Origin of the sequence: Streptomyces sp. NPDC001406 (assembly GCF_042895285.1) — a bacterium.
Taxonomy (GTDB): Bacteria; Actinomycetota; Actinomycetes; order Streptomycetales; family Streptomycetaceae; genus Streptomyces.
This window is the reverse complement of record NZ_JBIAWG010000005.1, coordinates 102943-121934: the sequence shown is the minus strand read 5'-3', so window position 1 is coordinate 121934 and position 18992 is coordinate 102943. Positions and strand designations below refer to the sequence as shown.

At 71.0% G+C, this 18992-nt stretch carries 18 protein-coding genes and 1 pseudogene; 7 read left to right on the top strand and 12 right to left on the bottom strand.

Features of this window, described 5'->3' with window-relative positions:
- Positions 1-16: 16 nt before the first annotated feature.
- Positions 17-331 (bottom strand): hypothetical protein, encoded by a 315-nt coding sequence (locus tag ACFY1J_RS13590; protein ID WP_363294195.1) that lies wholly within the window; start codon positions 329-331, stop codon positions 17-19.
- Between the two features lie 10 nt (positions 332-341).
- A complete protein-coding gene (locus tag ACFY1J_RS13585; protein ID WP_390708885.1) occupies positions 342-995 on the bottom strand; it encodes a TetR/AcrR family transcriptional regulator in 654 nt (217 codons plus the stop codon).
- Positions 996-1045: 50 nt separating this feature from the next.
- On the opposite strand from ACFY1J_RS13585, the gene ACFY1J_RS13580 reads away from it, so the two are divergent.
- Complete coding sequence (locus tag ACFY1J_RS13580; protein WP_390708886.1) at positions 1046-1507, top strand: hypothetical protein; 462 nt, start codon at positions 1046-1048, stop codon at positions 1505-1507.
- Between the two features lie 175 nt (positions 1508-1682).
- Here the strand turns inward: ACFY1J_RS13580 and ACFY1J_RS13575 are convergent, their stop codons facing one another.
- Positions 1683-2621, bottom strand: coding sequence for a diiron oxygenase (locus ACFY1J_RS13575; RefSeq protein WP_390708887.1), 939 nt, complete (start codon positions 2619-2621; stop codon positions 1683-1685).
- Between the two features lie 122 nt (positions 2622-2743).
- On the opposite strand from ACFY1J_RS13575, the gene ACFY1J_RS13570 reads away from it, so the two are divergent.
- Positions 2744-3856, top strand: coding sequence for a ferritin-like domain-containing protein (locus ACFY1J_RS13570; protein ID WP_390708888.1), 1113 nt, complete (start codon positions 2744-2746; stop codon positions 3854-3856).
- 81 nt (positions 3857-3937) lie between these two features.
- A complete protein-coding gene (locus tag ACFY1J_RS13565) occupies positions 3938-4537 on the top strand; it encodes a Uma2 family endonuclease (RefSeq protein WP_390708889.1) in 600 nt (199 codons plus the stop codon).
- Here the strand turns inward: ACFY1J_RS13565 and ACFY1J_RS13560 are convergent.
- The 6 genes and pseudogenes from ACFY1J_RS13560 to ACFY1J_RS13535 form a co-directional block, all read right to left on the bottom strand.
- A pseudogene (locus tag ACFY1J_RS13560) lies at positions 4534-5080 on the bottom strand (DUF3291 domain-containing protein). The gene ACFY1J_RS13565 and the pseudogene ACFY1J_RS13560 sit on opposite strands and share 4 nt — an antisense overlap.
- 44 nt (positions 5081-5124) lie before the next feature.
- On the bottom strand, positions 5125-6582 hold the full coding sequence (locus ACFY1J_RS13555; protein ID WP_390731250.1) for a penicillin-binding transpeptidase domain-containing protein: 1458 nt from the start codon (positions 6580-6582) through the stop codon (positions 5125-5127).
- Positions 6579-7940 carry an FtsW/RodA/SpoVE family cell cycle protein gene (locus tag ACFY1J_RS13550; RefSeq protein ID WP_390708891.1) on the bottom strand — a complete coding sequence of 454 codons (1362 nt, stop codon included), beginning with the start codon at positions 7938-7940 and terminating at the stop codon, positions 6579-6581. Before ACFY1J_RS13550 ends, ACFY1J_RS13555 begins: the two co-directional genes overlap by 4 nt.
- A gap of 78 nt (positions 7941-8018) precedes the next feature.
- A complete protein-coding gene (locus ACFY1J_RS13545) occupies positions 8019-9296 on the bottom strand; it encodes an ATP-binding protein (protein WP_390731249.1) in 1278 nt (425 codons plus the stop codon).
- Positions 9293-10015 (bottom strand): hypothetical protein, encoded by a 723-nt coding sequence (locus ACFY1J_RS13540; RefSeq protein WP_390708893.1) that lies wholly within the window; start codon positions 10013-10015, stop codon positions 9293-9295. Before ACFY1J_RS13540 ends, ACFY1J_RS13545 begins: the two co-directional genes overlap by 4 nt.
- Before the next feature lie 126 nt (positions 10016-10141).
- On the bottom strand, positions 10142-10645 hold the full coding sequence (locus ACFY1J_RS13535; RefSeq protein ID WP_390708894.1) for a protein phosphatase: 504 nt from the start codon (positions 10643-10645) through the stop codon (positions 10142-10144).
- Positions 10646-10745: 100 nt separating this feature from the next.
- On the opposite strand from ACFY1J_RS13535, the gene ACFY1J_RS13530 reads away from it, so the two are divergent.
- Positions 10746-11549: a nuclease-related domain-containing protein gene (locus tag ACFY1J_RS13530; RefSeq protein ID WP_390708895.1), complete on the top strand. Its 804-nt coding sequence runs from the start codon at positions 10746-10748 to the stop codon at positions 11547-11549.
- Between the two features lie 129 nt (positions 11550-11678).
- On the opposite strand, the gene ligD is transcribed toward ACFY1J_RS13530, so the two are convergent.
- Positions 11679-12560, bottom strand: coding sequence for a non-homologous end-joining DNA ligase (gene ligD / locus ACFY1J_RS13525; RefSeq protein ID WP_390708896.1), 882 nt, complete (start codon positions 12558-12560; stop codon positions 11679-11681).
- A 52-nt stretch (positions 12561-12612) separates the two neighbouring features.
- Between ligD and ACFY1J_RS13520 the strand changes: the two genes are divergently transcribed.
- A complete protein-coding gene (locus ACFY1J_RS13520) occupies positions 12613-13716 on the top strand; it encodes a Ku protein (protein ID WP_390731248.1) in 1104 nt (367 codons plus the stop codon).
- A gap of 55 nt (positions 13717-13771) precedes the next feature.
- Here ACFY1J_RS13520 and ACFY1J_RS13515 read toward each other — a convergent pair whose 3' ends face one another.
- Positions 13772-15061 carry a PP2C family protein-serine/threonine phosphatase gene (locus ACFY1J_RS13515; RefSeq protein WP_390731247.1) on the bottom strand — a complete coding sequence of 430 codons (1290 nt, stop codon included), beginning with the start codon at positions 15059-15061 and terminating at the stop codon, positions 13772-13774.
- A 102-nt stretch (positions 15062-15163) separates the two neighbouring features.
- Positions 15164-15922 carry an IclR family transcriptional regulator gene (locus ACFY1J_RS13510; protein WP_390708899.1) on the bottom strand — a complete coding sequence of 253 codons (759 nt, stop codon included), beginning with the start codon at positions 15920-15922 and terminating at the stop codon, positions 15164-15166.
- A gap of 148 nt (positions 15923-16070) precedes the next feature.
- Here ACFY1J_RS13510 and ACFY1J_RS13505 point away from each other — a divergent pair, with 148 nt between their 5' ends.
- Entirely contained in the window at positions 16071-18566 is a 2496-nt protein-coding gene (locus ACFY1J_RS13505) for a DUF4132 domain-containing protein (RefSeq protein ID WP_390731246.1), read from the top strand.
- Complete coding sequence (locus tag ACFY1J_RS13500) at positions 18566-18958, top strand: hypothetical protein (protein ID WP_390708901.1); 393 nt, start codon at positions 18566-18568, stop codon at positions 18956-18958. Before ACFY1J_RS13505 ends, ACFY1J_RS13500 begins: the two co-directional genes overlap by 1 nt.
- Positions 18959-18992: the final 34 nt, after the last annotated feature.

Sequence of the window (18992 nt, the reverse complement as noted above, 5' to 3'; positions counted from 1 at the left end):
GTTCGGTGCAACGGCTTCACCCGTGGGTGTCATCCCGGTTGCCGGACGGCGTGGCGTCTGGCTCGATGCCGGGTTTCGACCAGGGCCACTTCAGCCGGCCGCCCTTCCTGCCCTCCGGGTCGTACGCGTACTTCCACGACTGCACCAGCCCGAGCCGCTTGCTGTGCCCCCGCGGGACGCGGCGGTAGACGAGGACGGTGGGCCTGCCGCCGTGCGCGTCCGGGACCGGGATGCGGTACGTCTTCGGGGGGTGGCCGGTGGGTCCCACCAGCACGGGGAGCACGCGCCCGTCCATGGGCCCGCCCTCGAAGGGGGTGTCCTGTGTCTTCACGGCACCAGTCTCAGCCATCCGTCGACAGCGTCGCGACGAGGGCGGCCGTCTGCGGGTCGCGGCCGGCGGTGACCGTCAGGACGGCCACGAACTGCTCGACCAGCCAGTCGCGGAGCTCGTCGGCGGGGGGCTGCTTGTCCTCGTCGAGCCAGATCAGGGAGGCCGCCTCCACGGCCGTGATCCACATCCGCACGGTCATGCGCAGACGCGGGCCCGGGTCCGTGACGCCGAGGTGGCTGAGGATGTGCTCGGCGGCGGCCCGGCGCACGCCGTCCACGATGGCGGTGGTCCGCGAGGTCTCGACCACGCTGCCGCCCTGGAGCAGCGCGCTGAAGCCGGCGTCGTGCTCGTCGACGAAGGTGAGGTAGCGGTCCAGGGCGCGGGCGAGGCGGGGGAGGAGGGAGCCCTGGCGGGGCTCGTCGAAGCACTGCTGGAGCTCCTCGGCGGCGGACCTGAGCGCGGCCTCGTACAGCTGCTGCTTGCCGCCCGGGAAGTACCGGTAGACCAGCGGCCGCGAGACTCCGGCCGCCTCCGCCACGTCGTCCAGCGACACGTCCTCCGGGGCGCGGTGCGCGAAGAGCGAGAGCGCCGTGTCGAGCAGCTGGCGCCGCCGCTCCTCGACACTGAGGCGACGGTAGGCGGGGGTGGTGGCCGGCGGGGTCATGTCCCGCAGCGTAACCGTGGCGGCGCTACGGTGACGGCCGGAGGTGGGGGATGAGCGACAACTGGCTGATCGTGATCCCGGAGGATCCGTACTGGCAACCGGAGCGCGCGGCGGCGGACCGAGCCGCCGCGGCACTCGCTGGGATGCTCTCCGAGCAGGGACGACGGGGCCTTGAGTCGCTGTGGCACGACACCGTGGAGGTGGTGCACTGCTTCGCGAACCTGGAGCGGGTCACCTGCCCCCGCTGCGGCGCGGACCTGCACACCGGAACCTGGCTGGGCGAGGCCATCACGGAGCGTTTCGAGGACCGCTTCGCCACGCTCGACGTCACCGTCCCCTGCTGCGGCGCCGGAATCTCGCTGAACGACCTGGTCTACGACTGGCCGATGGGGTTCGCGAGATTCCGGCTCGCGGTCCTCCACCCTGACCGGGCCTGGCTGACGGACGCCGAGCTGACCGAGATCGCCGACGCCCTCGGTCACCCCGCACGCCAGATCCTGGCTCATCTGTGAGTCCGGGAGGACAGGCCCCGGGCCGGCCCTGGGGGTGTCGTTTGGATCATGCCGGCGTCGCGGGCCCTGGCACGCACTCCCCCAAGCTCTTCGAGCGGGAGGGACCCCCATGACCCCGCTCGGGTCGGCCGGTCCGCACCGTTCGTCACGGTCGGACTGATCCAAACGACACCCCCTAGGCCAGCAGCCCCGAGGACTTCCACAGGCGTCGGCCCACGCCCCGCAGCACCCCGATGTCGTCCAGGAAGTCCGTCAGGCGCTTCGCTCCCGTCTGCATCACCTCGCGGCGGTGGGCGCTGGCCTTCACCTGGGCCATCGCCTCCCGCTTGTCCAGGCCCACGTTGGTGTAGACCTCGGGGTTCACGAAGGCCACCGAGAACACACGGGCGAACTCGCCGGAGGTGACCCGGGTGAACTCCTGGGACCACCGGGGAGCCGTCAGCATCTGGCGGCGGAGTTCCTCGCGGGCGTAGCGGACGTGACGGGCCTCTTCGACCACGTGGATACGGGTCACCCCGCGGATGAGGGGCTGGACCCGCTCGTCGGGGAACGTCAGCCGCTGCATCCAGTCGAGGACCTCCTCGCCGAGCAGCGTGGCGGTGAAGGAACCCGGGGTGGTGGAGATCGTCTTGAAGACGCGGCCCAGCGCCAGGTGAGCCGGGCTCACCGGATACCAGGGCGCGTCGCCCCGCGAGATCAGCCGGGCGAACATCTTGGAGTGCCGGCACTCGTCCTCGATCTCGGTGAGCGCGTACCGGACGTGCGCGCTCGTCGCCGCCTTGTCGTAGATGTGCCGCACCAGCAGCTGCATCAGGATGATCTCGAACCAGATGCCCAGCGAGGCCAGCGCCGCCGACTCGTGCTGGGAGAGCAGGATCCGCTGCTCCTCGCTCATCCGCTTCCACAGCGGCGTGCCGTACAGCGACACCAGCTCCGGCGGCCAGAACCACTTGCCCTCCTCGAAGGGCGCGTCCCAGTCCAGCTCCTTGTCGGGGTCGAAGGAGTGCTTGGCGGAAGATACGAGCAGCCGCTCGGCCACCTGCTCGCGGTCCTTGAGCAGGCCCAGCGCGTCGCGCAGACCCTCGACCGCGTCGGCTTCCGTCAGGGTCGTCATAACTCCCTCACCTCGTTACCCGGGGGTACGTATGTCGACTCTTATGAGACTGCCTGTCAGTAAGACCGTCAATCCCTTGCGCATGACTTGTTGACTCGCCGTCTACGTGTGAGCCTGCGGGTATGCCGACCAACGACCTGTACGCCAAGCACCCGGGAGACCCCCACTGGCAGGTGCCCGCGACCGGAGCGGCCCGGTTCAGCTGGGAGTACGACGACGGCCGTGACCGACTGCTCGCCCTTTACCAGAAGGGCAAGGACAAGCAGTGGGACGGACAGAAGCGGATCGACTGGCACCTGGAGGTCGACCCGTACGACCCGCTCGGCACCCCCGACGAGGCGATGTCCCTGTACGGCAGCAAGTACTGGGCGAAGCTCACCGACAAGGACAAGGGCGACCTGCGGCAGCACTACGCCTCCTGGCAGTTCAGTCAGTTCCTGCACGGCGAGCAGGGCGCGATGATCTGCGCGGCGCGGATCGTGGAGTCCGTCCCCGACCTGGACGCCAAGTTCTACTCCGCGACCCAAACAATGGACGAGGCCCGGCACGCCGAGATCTACGGGCGTTTCCTGCACGAGAAGATCGGGATGCTCTACCCGATCAACGACAACCTCCAGTCCCTGCTCGGCGACACCCTCCGCGACAGCCGCTGGGACATGCCCTACCTGGGCATGCAGGTCCTCATCGAGGGGCTCGCGCTGGCCGCCTTCGGCATGATCCGGGACACCACCGACAAGCCCCTGCCCAAGCAGATCCTGGCCTACGTCATGCAGGACGAGGCCCGGCACGTGGCCTTCGGCCGCATGGCGCTGCGCGACTACTACAAGCAGCTCACCGACGCCGAACTGCGTGAGCGCGAGGAGTTCGTCATCGAGGGCTGCTATCTGATGCGCGACCGGCTGCGCGGGGTCGAGGTCCTGGAGAACTTCGGCATCCCCAAGGCGGAGGCCGAGGAGCTCAGCGAGCGCTCCGAGTTCCTCCAGCTCTTCCGCAAGCTGCTGTTCAGCCGCATCGTGCCCTGCGTGAAGGACATCGGCCTGTGGGGCGAGCGCCTCCAGCGGGCCTATGTCGACATGGGCGTGCTGGAGATGGGCGACTCCAACCTGGACCTGCTGATGGCCCAGGACGAGGAGATCGCCGAACACCTGGACGCGGAGCGCTTCGCGGTGGAGGAGCGGGAGCGGGTTGCGGAGGTGGAGGAGGCGATCGACGAGGGTCAACGGCTCATCGGTTGATCACTCGATCGATGGGCGAATCGGCATATTCCTCTGGGTACGCTGACTCTGCCAGGCAGACTCCGGCGTATGGGAGCAATCATGAGCGCCGCACGTGACTACGGGCTGGACGAGGACTACGAGTGGGCTCGTCCACCGGAGGGTGGCTGGACGGCGGACGACCTCGACAAGCTTCCCAATCTTCCTCCGCACACGGAGCTGATCGACGGGAGTCTTGTCTTCGTGAGTCCGCAGACCAGTTTCCACTCACGTGCCATGCGCTTGCTGGAGCACACTCTGCTGGATCAGGTGCCGGACGAGTTGGATGTCATCCGGGAGATGACCATCAAGCTCAACAAGCGCAACCGTCCGGAGCCCGACGTCCTCGTCTTCCGTGCGGGGGCCGACACCGGTCCGAAGCAGACCTGGTATCGGCCGGAAGACGTCGTGATCGCAGTCGAGGTCGTGTCGGAGGATTCGGAGGAGCGAGACCGGGAGGTGAAACCGCGGAAATACGCGCAGGCGGGCATTCCGCACTACTGGCGCGTCGAGGAGAACGAGGGCCTTCCGGTGGTCTACGTCTACGAACTCGACCCCGCGACCCAGACCTACGGCCTGACCGGAATCTTCCACGACAAGCTTGAGTCGACCGTCCCGTTCCCCATCGAGATCGACCTCACTGCGATCAACCGCCGCCGCTAGACACCGCAGCCCAGCCCCTCCGGCACCTCGCCGAGCACCGGCGCCGATGCCCTCCCCGGGAACGACGTCCGGAGGGTGAAGGCGTACGGTGTCGGGCCGTTGGCCCGTAGGTGCAGCAACCGCTCCTCCGCCTCCCCCACCGTAGGCCGATGCCCCGCCGGCACCCACCACAGCGTGGCCATCGCTTCCTCGACCCGCTCGAACCTCCCCCAAGCTCTCAACTTCGTTCGAGCAGGGGGACCCCCATCGCCGCCGAGCCAGCAACTCCCGGTGCTGCCCCTGGTACATGAAAGCCGTGAGCGCGTTGGTGTCCCGCCACACCGACATGTTGATGACCAGCCACTCGTCCCCGAGTACGGGGACGTCGGTCGCGTTGCCGGAGTCGCTCTGCAGGCGCCACACGAATCCGTCGGCGGCGTCCGCCACGGCGTTCACGGGGTCGAGCGCATCGACGAAGTACTTCAACTCGGGTGAATCCAACGGGAACTTGAGTCGGGCGATATTGACCTGGGCGAGTTCGTACGCGGCTGCGGATGAGGTCATGACCGAACGGTAGGTCGGGACACTGGCCCGCGGTAGCCCCCGTCTCACGAGTCGAGAACCGCCTTCATCACCGCCTTCGCGATCGGTGCCGCGTCCCCGCCCCCGCTGATGTCCCCGCGGTCCGCCGCCGCGTCCTCCACCACCACGGCCACCGCCACCCTCGGCTCCAGCTGGTCGTCGCGCTGCGCCCACGACACGAACCAGGCGTACGGCACACCGGAGTTGCCGATGCCGTGCTGGGCGGTGCCGGTCTTGCCGCCGACCGTGGCGCCGGGGATCGCGGCGTTGGCGCCGGTGCCCTCCCGCACCACGTCGGTCATCAGCTCCCGCATCCGCACGGCCGTCGCCGGGTTCATCGCCTGGCGGATCGGACGGGAACCGGTCGTCGCGACCGTCTCGCCGCCCCTGCGGACGGTCCGCTCCACCAGATACGGCGTCCGCACCTGCCCGCCGTTGGCGACGGCCGCCGCGACCATCGCCATCTGGAGCGGCGTGGCCCGCGTGTTGTACTGGCCGATGGACGACAGAGCCAACTGCGCCTTGTCCACCTGGGTGTCGAAGGTGCTCGGCGCGACCGAGAAGGGGATTTTCAGGCCGGTGTCGTTGAAGCCGAAGGCCTGGGCCGTCGAGGCCATGGCTTCGAGCCCCACGTCCACGCCCAGCTTCGCGAAGACCGTGTTGCACGACCACTCGAACGCGGCCCGCACCGAGCTGTCCTCGCAGTCGTCGGACTCGTTCGTCAGACGCGTCCTCGTGCCCGGCAGCTTGTAGGGGACGGGGGAGTCGGTGGGCGCGTCCAGGTTGCTGACGACCCCCGCGTCCAGCGCCGCCGCCGCGGTGACCACCTTGAAGGTGGAACCCGGCGGATAGGTCTGCCGTACGGCCCGGTTGAGCATCGGCTGCTCCGGGTCGTCGTTGAGCCGCGCCCAGGCCGAGGTCACCCGGTCGCCGTTCCCGGACAGCTCGGCGGGGTCGTACGAGGGGGTGGACACCAGCGCCAGGATCCGGCCGGTCGACGGCTCGACGGCCGCCACCGCGCCCTTGCGCACGCCGAGCCCCCGGTACGCCGCCTCCTGTGCGGCCCGGTTGAGCGTCGTGACGACGTCCCCGGGCCGGTTCCGCACCCGCGTGACGTCGTTCCACAGGGGGAACAGCGACAGCATCGGGTCGGTGCCGGACAGGATGCCGTCCTCGGCGTGCTCCAGGAACGTCGTGCCGTACACCTGCGAGGCGAAGCCGGTCACCGGGGCGTACAACGGCCCGTTCCGGTAGGTCCGTTCGTGGCGGAGCTGCTCGCCGGTGTCCTTGGAGCCGGTGACCGGGATGCCGTCGACCAGGATGTCGCCGCGCGGCTGGCCGTAACGGGCGATCGCGGAGCGGCGGTTGGCCGTGTTCCCGTCGTAGGAGGGGGCCTGGACGACCTGCACGCGGGCGGCGTTGACGAGCAGCGCCACCATCAGCAGGGCGCAGAACGCGGCGGCGTGCCGCATGTACTTGGTCACGGGGCCACCCGGCCGTCGTACTGGCTGCGGGCCGAGTCGCTGACCCGGATCAGCAGGGCCACGATCGTCCAGTTGGTGACGACGGAGGAGCCGCCCTGCGCCAGGAACGGCATGGCCATGCCGGTCAGCGGGATCAGCCCGGTCACCCCTCCCGCGATCACGAACACCTGCAGCGCCACGATCGAGGCGAGGCCGAGGGCGAGCAGCCGGCCGAAGGGGTCGCGCAGCGCGAGCCCGGCCCGGTAGCCGCGCTCCACGAGGAGGCCGTAGAGGATGAAGATCGCCGACAGGCCGGCCAGGCCCAGCTCCTCGCCGGCCGTCGCCAGGATGAAGTCCGACTTGGCCGCGAAGCCGATCAGGATGGAGTGGCCGAGACCCAGCCCCGCGCCGAGGATCCCGCCCGCGGCGAAGGCGAACAGGGACTGGGCGAGCTGGTTGGGGCCGAGGCCCGCCTCGATCGTGGCGAACGGGTGCTGCCAGTCCTGGACCCTGCTGTGCACATGCGGTTCCAGCCAGCCGACGGCGACCGCGCCGAGCACCGCGAGCAGCAGGCCGACCGCGATCCAGCCGGTGCGGCCGGTGGCCACGTACAGCAGGACGACGAACAGGCCGAAGAAGAGCAGCGAGGTGCCGAGGTCCCGCTCCAGGACCAGGACGCCCACGCTGATCAGCCAGATGGCGAGGACTGGGCCGAGGACCCGGCCGGTGGGCAGTTGCACGAACCAGATCCGGCGGCCCGCGTAGGCGAGCGCGTTGCGGTTGGCCGCCAGGTACGCGGCGAAGAACACCGCGAGCAGCACCTTCGCGAACTCGCCCGGCTGGATGGAGAATCCGGCGAACAGGATCCAGATGTGGGCGCCGTTCACGGCCGGGAAGAGAATCGGCACCATGAGCAGGGCGAGGGCGGTGACCACGCTGACGTACGCGTAGCGCTGGAGCACCCGGTGGTCGCGCAGCAGCAGCACCACCACGATGAACAGCGCCACGCCGAGCGTGGACCAGACGAGTTGGGCGGGGGCGGCCCGGTCGCCGGGTGTCTCCAGGTCGAGCCGGTAGATGAGGACCAGGCCGAGGCCGTTGAGCAGCACGCCGATGGGCAGCGGGAGGGGATCGGCGTACGGGGCCCGGACGCGGACCGCGATGTGCGCGAGCAGGGCGAGCACGCCGAGCCCGGCGCCGTAGCCGACGGCACCGGGCGGGACGGTGCCGGTCTTCGCCAGGCCGACGTCGCAGTAGCCGTACAGGGACAGCAGTACGGCCAGCACGATCAGGGCGAGTTCGATGCCACGGCGCCGGGGGAGACGTGCATCGGACGCGGGGGCCTGCCTTGCCGCCACGGTGGTTCCGGCCTTCGTCATGTCCGGAACTTACCTAAATGGGGCGCCTTGCGCGTCCTGTGGCCGACGCCAGCGTGGCGAGTCCCGGACAAGGTCCCGTCACCTCGCCTCGGACGCCCCCGGACCGGCCGTCGGCGGCGCCGACGGCAGCGTCAGCGTGGCCACCGCGCCGTCGTCGAGGGCGTTGGCGAAGGTCAGCCGGGCGCCGAGCACCTCCGCCTGGCCCAGCGCGATGGTCAGCCCGAGCCCATGACCCTTCGCCCCGCCCTCGGTGCGGAAGCGCTGCGGTCCGTGCTCCACCAGGTAGTCCGGATAACCGTCCCCGTGGTCCCGTACGACCACGACCGGACCGTCCACCGTCAGCACCACCGGGCCCCGCCCGTGCTTGTGCGCGTTGGCCACCAGGTTCCCGAGCACCCGCTCCAGCCGGCGCCGGTCGGTCTCCACCCGGACGTCGCGTACGACCTTCACCTCGGTGTCGGTGCCCGACCCGCACACCACCCGCCGGGCCAGCGCGCCCAGCTCCTCCGTGTCCAGGTCCAGCCGCTCCCGCCCGGTGTCGAGCCGGGAGATCTCCAGCAGGTCCTCGGTGAGCGTGCGCAGCGCCGCCACCCGGTCCCGCACCAGCTCCGTCGGGCGGCCCGGCGGCAGCAGCTCGGCCGCCGCGTGCAGCCCGGTCAGCGGGGTGCGCAGCTCGTGCGCCACGTCCGCGGTGAACCGCTGCTCGCTCAGCAGCTTGCTCTGCAGCGACGACGCCATCGAGTCCAGCGCGGCGGCGACCGCGGCCACCTCGTCGTGGGAGCGCGCCACGTCCTTCGTCCGCGGGTCGTTCACGCGCGCGTCCAGGTCGCCCGCGCTGATCCGCCGGGCCACCCGTGCCGTGCCGTGCAGCCGCCGGGTCACCCGGGTCACCGCGAACGCGCCGATCATCAGGGTCACCGTGATCGCCAGCCCCGACGACCACAGGATCGACCGGTCCAGTCCGGCGATGGTGCGGGCCTGCTGCGAGTAGTCGACCTCGACGGCCAGCGCCCGCCTGCCGTCGGCCGGGCCCGCCGCCCACATCGTGGGGCGCCCGCGATGGACCGCGACCATCGTGCCCCGGTCCCCGGCCACCGCCAGCGTCCGCAGCGGCTCCGGCAGCCCGGCGGGGTCCACCCCGGCGCCGGGCAGCAGCGCGTCCCCGGCCTGGTACGCCCTGGTCGCGTCCGCCAGCCGGTCCAGCGCCAGGTCCCGGGCCTGGCCGACGGTCTGGTTGGTCACCGAGACATGCACCAGGATGCCGAGCAGGGCGGCCAGCGCACAGCACATCACCGCGATGAACGCGGCGGACTTCGCCGCGAGCGTCCCGGTCCACTGGGGCAGGCTCATCCTCATCGCCCGCTCGCGGAGGGCGAGGCGGACGGGGTGGGCGACTGCTTGCGCCGGCCGGTGCGCAGGAACTCGTCGCGCGTGAACACCATCGCGTGCTGGCTCTGGTCCCACTCCCAGGTCGTGCGGTACTCGTAGCCGGTGATCCCGGCCGGAGAGCGCACGATCACCGCCCGTCCGGCGAGCTCGACCCCGATGATCGCGTCGTTGTCGGACATGACCTGGACCAGCCGGTCCCCCTCGAAGGCGTAGACGCGCACGGCGGTCTGGTTGGTCGGCAACAGCCGGAAGCCCAGCGTCATGTCCTCCCGGCCGTCGCCGGTCAGGTCCCGGTAGTACGCCTTCAGCAGCGGGCACCGGCCGCCCTTGCCGCCCTTGCCGCACTCGTCCATCCGTGCTGCCGTCTCGTGGTACGGGCCCTTGGCGCCGTAGTCGGCCGGGTGCGCGGCGATCTCCGCCCGTACGACGGCCACCGGATCGATCTTGCGGATGTCCCGGCCGGGATCGGTGAAGCCCTTCACCACCTCGGTCGCCCCCTCGTCGTACTTGTAGGCGGGGCTGGACGCCGGCCGCAGATCCGGCCAGAGCTTCACGGGGCTGATCGCGGTGGGGGTCGCACCGTCGCGTCGCAGTTCGCCCATGTCGCCGCAGGCTGCCGCCGTCGCCGCGAGAAGGCCGACGGCGACGGCGGAGAGAGCGGTGCGCGCGGGACGGCTGAAAGGCACGGTACTCCTGTGGCTCGGATCGATCGGTGGCGCCGTACACCCTATTCGTCCGGAGAAACGGTTATCCCGCTACTTGGCGGTCCCGGCGGCGGGCTCAGCGGCAGGGCTTCGAGCGGCAGGGCTTCGCTACTCGGTCAGTTCCTCCAGGAGCCGGACGGTCGGCAGGCCCGTGCGCAGATAGTCGACGAACAGCTCGTTGTGCAGGGCCCAGGGGGAGCGGCGGCTGCGGATGAGCCGGATGGCCTCCTCGGCGGAGTGCCCCCGGCCGACCAGGGCGTGCGCGACCACCAGCCCCGAGCGGTTGTAGCCGCTGTAACACCGCACGAGCACGCTCCGCCCCGCGTCCAGTGCGTCGCCCGCGGCCCGGGCCAGCCGCATGACACCGGCGAGCTGGGTGCCGTCCAGCGGACCGTCCGGTATCGCCCACACATGGTGCTCCACACCGGGGTCCGGCCCGTGCCCCGGCAGCCTCAGCAAGGTCTGCACAAGATCGAACTCGTCCCGGACGACGGCGAGCTCCAGCCCCGAGGGCCCCTTGAACTCGTGCCCGCCCATCCACAGACCGGGCACTATCTCGCTCCAGGGGCTGTCCGGAGCCGGTACGTCGGGTTGCTTCCTGCGGGTCCGCAACGGCGCCTCCCCACCTGCCCCTCCCAACTGGTCTCAAAGGTAGCCGGGTTCTTGCCCCTGAAGCACCCCTCCTGTTCCCATGGTCGAGGGGTGATGGCACATGAGCGGACTGCGCGTCGTGCCGGTCTGGCGGCACGGCCAGGAACGGCTGTACGTCTGTCTCACGGACGGAAGGAACATCGCCTGGTACGACCGTGAGGCGGCCCGGGTCAACCTGCTCAGCGAGGAGAGCAGGGAGGACGTGATGGAGGCGCTGGGCCCCTTCCTGACCGGCCCGGTACTGGTGGGCCCGCCCCCGGTCCCGACACCGGCGGAGCTCGCCCGCCTCTCGCTCCACCCCGACGACGACCTGGCCCCGAACCGCCCCGGCGAGGCCCTCCTCGTGGCCCTGGACCGGGACCCGGCCCCGCCCCACCGCCTCCGCCCGGACCCGCGCCGCCGGGCCCTGCTGGCCGAGCAGGCGGTGGGCGAGGCCCTGGACCGCCTGGACGGCGTGGGCTGGCACGCGCTGCACTCGGTCCCGCTGCCCGGCGGCGACCGCATCCACCATCTGGTCATCGGCCCCGGCGGGCTGTTCGCCCTGTACGCCCTCTACGCCCGCAAGCAGCGGGTCCTGGTGGCCGACCCCATGGTCGCCCTGGGCCGCCGTGAGCCACGCCCGCTGCTGCGCCGCGTCCGCGCCGACGCCGACCGGGCGTCGTACGCCCTGACGGCCGAGGTCCGCCCGGTCCTGGCCCTGGCGGGCCCCGCGACCCTCATCGTCCCGGCCCCGCTCCGCGAGATCCGCGTCCTGCAGGACACCGAGCTGGCGGGGCTGGCCCGGCTGGGGGGTGTGCTGAAGCCGGCGGATGTGGAGGCGTTGCATGCGATGGCCCGGGACCGGAACACGTGGTCGAGGGTGTGAGGGCTGGTCGGGGGTTCGGCTGCGGGTGGTCGGCTGGTGAGGGGGAGGGTGAGCGCCTTCCGGCGGGTCCGGTGGGTCCGGTGGGTCCGGTGGGCTCGGTGAGTTCGCTCTGCCCGCTGAACGCGGCGTTCACGGCAACGGGCTCGCGCGCTCCGCATCCAGCAACGGCGCCAGCAGATCCCCGAAGTCCTGCAACCGCGGCGCGATGTCCCCCGCCCGGAAGGCCAGCCGCCCCGCCTCCCGGCACTCCTCGACCTCCTCCCACGTCACCGGAGTGGAGACGGCCGGCTCACGCCGCGCCCGCAGGGTGTACGGAGCCGCCGTGGTCTTCCGCCCGGCGTTCTGGCTCCAGTCCACGAACACCTTCCCGGGCCGCAGACTCCGCGTCATCCGGTGCACCACCAGCCTGGGCAGCGCCCGCTCCGCCTCCACAGCCAGCCCCTTGGCGTACTCCGACGCCCGCTCCGACGACACCCCCCGCACCGCCGCGAGCAGATGCAGCCCCTTCGACCCGGACGTCTTCGCATACGCCTCGACCCCGTCGTCGGCCAGCCGCGCCCGCAGCCACAACGCGACCTCACAGCAGTGCACGATCGTCGCCGGGGCACCGGGATCGAGGTCGAAGACGAGCCGGTCCGCCTCCCCGGGCGCCTCGATCACCCACTGGGGCGTGTGGAACTCGGTGACGAGGTTCGACGCCCACATCAGCGAGGCCAGATCCTGCACGAGCACCATCCGCGCGGGCCCGTCCGACCGCGGTACCTCTGCGGTGGTGACCCAGTCGGGCGTACCGGGCGGCACGTTCTTGGTGAAGAACACCTGACCGTCCGGCCCGTCCGGGTACCGCAGGAAGGACACCGGCCGGTCCCGGAGATGCGGAAGCAGGGCCTTTGCGACGGTCGCGTAGTAGTGCAGCAGCTCGCCCTTGGTGAAGCCGGTCGCCGGATACAGCACCTTCTCCAGATTGCTGAGCGCGACCCGTCGCCCCTCCACCTCAGTGATCGGCGTCATACGATGAGAATCCCACGAAACCGCAACAAACCGGCGTTTACGGATCGGAAGGGTGCTGCACGTGCGATCCATATGGAACGGCGCCATCTCCTTCGGCCTGGTCAGCATCCCGATCAAGCTGGTGAACGCCACCGAGAGCCACGCGATCTCGTTCCGCCAGATCCACACCGAGGACGGCGGCCGCATCCGCTACCGCAAGGTCTGCGAACTGGAGGACCGTGAGGTCAGCGGCGCGGAGATCGGCAAGGGGTACGAGGACGCGGACGGCACGATCATCCCGATCACCGACGAGGACCTGGCCAACCTTCCGATCCCCACCGCACGGACCATCGACATCGTCGCCTTCGTCCCGGCCGACCGGATCGACCCGCTCCAGATGGACGCCGCGTACTACCTCGCGGCCGGCGGCGCCCCGGCCGCGAAGCCGTACACCCTGCTGCGAGAGGCCCTCAAGCGCAGCAACAAGGTGGCCATCGCGAAGTACGCGCTGCGCGGCCGCGAACGCCTGGGCATGCTGCGCGTGGTCGGCAACGCCATCGCGATGCACGGTCTGCTGTGGCCGGACGAGGTCCGCGCTCCCGAGGGTGTCGCCCCGGACGTGGACGTCACGGTCCGCGACAAGGAACTCGACCTCGCGGACGCCCTGATGGACACCCTCGGCGAGGTCGACCTGGAGGACCTGCACGACGAGTACCGCGAGGCCTTGGAAGAGGCCATCGCCGCGAAGGCGGCCGGCGAGGAGCTACCCGAGGCCCCCGCTCCCGCGCCCGGGGGCAAGGTGCTCGACCTGATGGCGGCCCTGGAGAAGAGCGTGCGGGCGGCGAAGGAGTCCCGGGGCGAGGAAGTGGCCGGTGAGACGGAGGAGACGGCCGAGGCAGCCGAGGCAGGTGAGGCAGGGGCCGAGGTCACCCCGCTCCCGCCGCGCAGAACGACCCGGGCCGCACCCAAGGAGACGGGCGGCAAGAAGACGACGGCCGCGGCGAAGAAGACGGCTGCGTCCGCGAGCAAGTCGAAGAGCGCCGCGAAGAAGACGACGGCCAAGCAGACGACCGCGAAGAAGACGGCGGCCAAGCAGACGACCGCGAAGCAGACGCCCGCCAAGAAGGCGACGAAGGCGGCAGCGAAGAAGGCCACGCCCCGCAAGCGCACCGCGTGAGCGGCGGGCAGTCGGCCCGCCGCCCTGACGCCCGCCGCCCCGACGTCCCCCGGCGTCAGCAGTGCTGGAGCGTGACCTTGGCGGTGGTGGCCTTCCGCTCAAGAGCCCGCTCAGACTGATCCACCACACGGGCAACATTGCCCACGTCGGCCACACCAGCCATACCAGCCACACCAGCCACGCCGACCGCATCGGCCACATCAGCCGTGTCGGGCTTGCGAAGCAGAAGCAGAGCCGCGTCGTCATGCAGCCGGCCGCCCACGTGGGCCAGCAGATCGTCGTGGAGGGCGGTCAGCGTACGGGCCGGCTCATGGCACACGTGCCGCGCCAGACCGTCGGCGAGCGGATAGAACTCACGGCCGTGGTCGCGGGCCTCGGTGACCCCGTCCGTGTAGAGCAGCAGCTGGTCCCCGTCGGAGAACGACAGCACCTGGAGGTGGGGGTTCTCACCGCTGAGGGCGCGCAGCCCGAGGGGCGGGGCGGGCTGGGCGGGCTCGACGGCGATGACCTCGGAGTCGCGCACCAGCAGCGGGGGCGCGTGGCCGCAGTTGACCACCTCCAGCCGTCCGGGCTCGGGATATCCGGCGACCACGGCGGTGACGAAGTCGTCCTGACCGAGGTTGCGCGCGAGGCTGCGTTCGATCCGGTCGACGACGGCGAGGAGATCGGGCTCGTCGTAGGCGGCCTCGCGGAAGATACCCAGGACGAGAGCGGCGGTCCCGACGGCCGGCAGTCCCTTGCCGCGGACGTCGCCGACGATGAGCCGTACACCGTACGGGGTGGGTACCAGGGCGTACAGATCGCCGCCGATACGGGCCTCCGCGGCGGCCGCGCTGTAGCGGACGGCCACCTGGAACGGGCCGACGGCCGCCGGTACGGGCTGCAGGAGCGCGTGCTGGGCGGCCTCCGCCACGGAGCGGACGGCCGCGAGCACCAGTTCCCGGCGCCTGCGCAATGCGCTGGCCAGGGCACTCGCCAGGGAGACGGCCACCAGTCCGGCCAGTACGATCGCCAGCTCGTGGCCCGGAGCACGGTCACGGATGCCGAGGGCCGTACCCAGGCCCGTGGCCAGCAGGCCCACGCACAGGACTCCGCGGGGCCCGTTGGTGGTGGCGGCCAGCGTGGGCCCGGCGGCGAGCAGCGGCACCCAGGTCAGCCCCGCGCCGTGGACGAGGTCGACGGCCACGACGGCGGTGACGACCAGCACGGGCAGCAGCGGCAGCAGGGCAGTGGCCGACTGCTCGGTGGTCCGCCCCCGGACCACCGACAGCGCGGGACCGGCCACACGGCCCATGAAGGGCCAGGTCCGCCGGCGTTCGCCACCATGGTCTCGCCTCTGGCTCATGATCGGTCCGCAGTCCTCACCTGTAGGAGGGCGATGTTCGCCCGGAATGTCCTTTCGGTCCAGGTAAAGGGTTGGACTGGGGCCGCCACAAGCGGCGGATTTTCAGATAGTGAGCGACAGGCTCCTGGTCACGCGACTTGCGGTCGGAATCAGGAGCGCCCTGACCTTCTCAAGCCGGGAGAGCTGGTCCGCCCGCAGCGAGACGCCGAGCGAGCCGAGGGTGTCCCCGCTGTAGACGGGAACCGCGACGCACACCGTGCCGAGCGAATACTCCTCCAGGTCCGTGACCGCCGGTGCCAGCGGCGCGTCGTCGATCCGCCGGAGCAGCTCCGGGCGATCGGTGATCGTCCGAGGGGTGAGATCGGCCAGCGAATGCCGGGACAGGTAATCCATGCGGGAGTCCTCGTCCAGCTCCCGCAGCACGGACTTGCCCAGCGCGGTGGCATGCCCGGCGTCCTCGAACCCCACCCACAGGTCGACCCGCGGCGCACGCGGCCCGTCGACGATCTCGGCGACCCGGATCTCGCCCTCCACGTAGAAGGTGAGGTAGGCGGCGGCCGAGAGCTCGTCGCGCAGCGTGGCGAGGGTCGGCCGAATCCTGCTGAGCAGCGCCTGCCCGCCACCGGCGTCGGTGAGCACCCGCAACCGCTCCCCCAGCACGAACCCGCCGTCGTCCAGCTTCCGCACATACCCGTCGTGCACCAGCGTGCGCAGCAGGTGATAGGCGGTGGCCAGGGGCAACCCGGTCTCCCGCGCCAGCTGCTTGGCCGGTGCCCCGTTCACGTGCCCACTCACGGCCTCCAACAGCCGAAACGCCCGCTGCACGGACCCAATGAGCGTGGGCCCCTCACGCGCACCCATGGCACCAGGGTGCGCCGGGGCAGGAGGAGAGGCAAGACAAGCCCGCCCCGCGGCAGGAAGCACCAGCTGTCGATGTGGCTGAACTCTGGGCTCTGGGGTGGACCCGCGGGTCGATCGCACTGTCAGTCCCCCCTGCCATCATCCCGCCATGCTTTACGACGCCTTGGTGGCCGAATCCCGCAGGAACGACTCGCTCGACGACGTGAGGTCCGCGGCGCTGCACCGCGTCCGTCGGCTCGTCGACCTCCTGGAACGGCAGCGGACCGAGTTCCGGCGAGCCATACACGAGGACCACCGGCGCTACGAGGCGGCGGGCGCGGTGACCCGGGCCGAGATCGACAGGCGGCTCGCGGCCTGCGCGGACGAGGAGGGCAGGGCCGCGGTCCTGTGCCTCATGCTGGCCGCCTGCTTCGACGACACGAGCCTGTGGCAGTACGACGCCGAGATCGGGGCCCTGATCGCGCGGGTACGTGGCTGGACACCCGACGAGGTCGCGGTGATGCTGCTCCGCGCCACCGAGTACGACATGGGCCACTGGTTCGCCGGTGCGCTGGGGCTGGTGCTGAACGCCGCCGAACAGCTCGACGCCGACGGCCGCCGCGCGGTCATGCCCTGGCTGCGGCACGCACACACGGAGCTCATGGACACCACCGTCGGGGCGAGCTCGCACGCATCGCTCGCCCAGCGCCTGCGCGCGCTGCTCGCGAGCGTGGACGAGGCATGCGTCCCCGAGGGACTGATCCCCGCCGACGCTCCCTGGGCCGTCCCGCTGAGCGACCGCGCGAAGACCTCTCCGACACCGGAACTGGCCTGCTTCGTACGGCACTTGGCGAGCCTGTCGGGACCGCGTCCCACACAGAGGTGGCGGCGTACGTGCCTCGAACTCGCGGACGCGGCGTCGGCGCGGGACCTCGTGGCCGACGTCCTGCGGACGCTGGCCGAGGACGATCCGCTGTGCAGCAGGAGAAGCGGTGCGCACACCGGCTGGCTGCACGGCGACTACCACTACCACTACGTCCTCCACCAGAACGACGGCGACCTGGCGCGCGGTGCCGTCTGGGCGGCCGCGCTGACCGGCGGCCCGGCCGCGGTGCGGCACCTCGGCGCGCTCGCCCTGCGGACCGGCGGCCCCCGAAGCGACGTGACGCAGGACCTCAAGCTCACGGGCGCGGCGATCAACGCGCTGGCCGAGACCGGCGATCCGGCCTCTCTGGAGGCCCTGTGGCGGTTGCGGTCCCGGATCAAGCACCGGGCTCTGCGCAAGCAGCTCGACACCGCGCTGGTGAGGGCAGCCGGGAAGCAGGGCATCACGGCGGAGCAGCTCGTCGAGCGCAGCGTGCCGGACCACGGCCTGACGCCGGGCGGCTCGCTGGAACGGGAGTTGGGCGGACACCGGGTACGGGTGGCGATCGAGGAAGCGGCGACCGTGCGGCTCACCTTCACACGCCCCGACGGGGGGACGTCCCGCACAGCTCCGGCGGCGGTGAAGGACGGCTTCCCGGACGAACTCCAGGAGTTGAGGACCCTGGCCAAGGAGGTGCGGGGGACACTGTCGGCCGAGCGGGCCCGCGTCGAGGCGCTGATGTCGGCCGGGCGCGAATGGCCGTACGACGAGTGGTGCCGCCACTACCGCGACCATCCGGTCACCGGGACTCTCGTCCGCGGCCTGATATGGGAGTTCCAGGACTCGGACGGCGAGTGGCGCGCGGTGGCACCGATGGCCGAGCCGCCCGGCGAGCCCGAGCGCGTCCGGCTGTGGCATCCGATCCGGGCGTCGACGAACGACATCAGGGCGTGGCGGGAGCGGCTCGTCGCCGAGCGGCTGCGGCAGCCGTTCAAACAGGCCTTCCGGGAGATCTACCTGCTCACCCCGGCGGAGGAGGAGACCGGCACCTACTCCAACCGGTTCGCCGCCCACATCGTCCACTACCGGCAGCTCTACGCGCTGTTCAAGGAACGCGGCTGGCAGGCCAACTTCCTCGGCCGGTACGACGGCGGCCACGACGGGGAGGCAAGGGCCGAGTTCGGCGACGGCGAGTGGCGGGCCTGCTTCCACCACGAGCCCGCCGCGGACGACGGCGGCGGCTACGCGCCCGAGCACGCCGCGACGGACCAGGTCCGCTTCGAGCGGCGCGACGGCCGGCGCTGGCGGGAGGTTCCGCTGGCGGAGGTACCCCCGCTGGTGTTCAGCGAGGCGATGCGCGACGTCGACCTCTTCGTCGGCGTGACCTCGATCGCCGCCGATCCCGACTGGACCGACCGGGGCGAGGACCGCTACGCCGCGTACTGGCGGACGGCCACGTTCGGTGCTCTGACGGCGAGCGCCGAGATCCGCCGCGAGGCCCTGGAACGAATCCTGCCGCGCCTGAAGATCGCCGCCCGGTGCACGCTCGACGGCCGCTTCCTGCTGGTCCGCGGGCATCTGCGCACGTACAAGATTCATCTGGGCTCGGCCAACATCCTGATGGAACCGGACGACGCCTACCTGTGCATCGTCCCGTCACGCGGCAAGGGCGACGGCAAGGTCTTCCTGCCGTTCGAGGACGAACGTCTCTCCCTGATCCTCAGCAAGGCGTTCCTGCTCGCCGCCGACACGAAGATCACCGACGAGTCCATTCTCAAGCAGATCAAGCGAGGTGCCTGATGGCCACCGTGACGTTCCGGGACGAGACCGCGACAGGCAAGCCGCTCACCGAGTGGGAGGTCGCCGGCCAGCCCGAACGGATGACCGTACGGGAGCTGATCAGACTCCGGGTCCGCGAGGAGGCCGCCCGGCACAACGCCCGCCCGACCAACCCCTTCAACGGCCTCGTCCGCCCCGACGACGCCGAGACAGAGCTGAACGGCTACCGACTCCGCGAACCCCGCCGCATCGACTGGCAGCGCCAGGCGGACATCGCCGAGCGCGCCTTCCTGTCCAACGGCTTCTTCGTCCTGGCCGGCGACCGCCAGGTCGAGGACCTGGACGAAGTCGTGGATCTCACCACCGATCCAGACCTGGTCTTCATCAAGCTCGTCGCCCTGGTCGGCGGCTGAGAGCCCGGACCTTACGGAGCCGCTGGCCCATGCC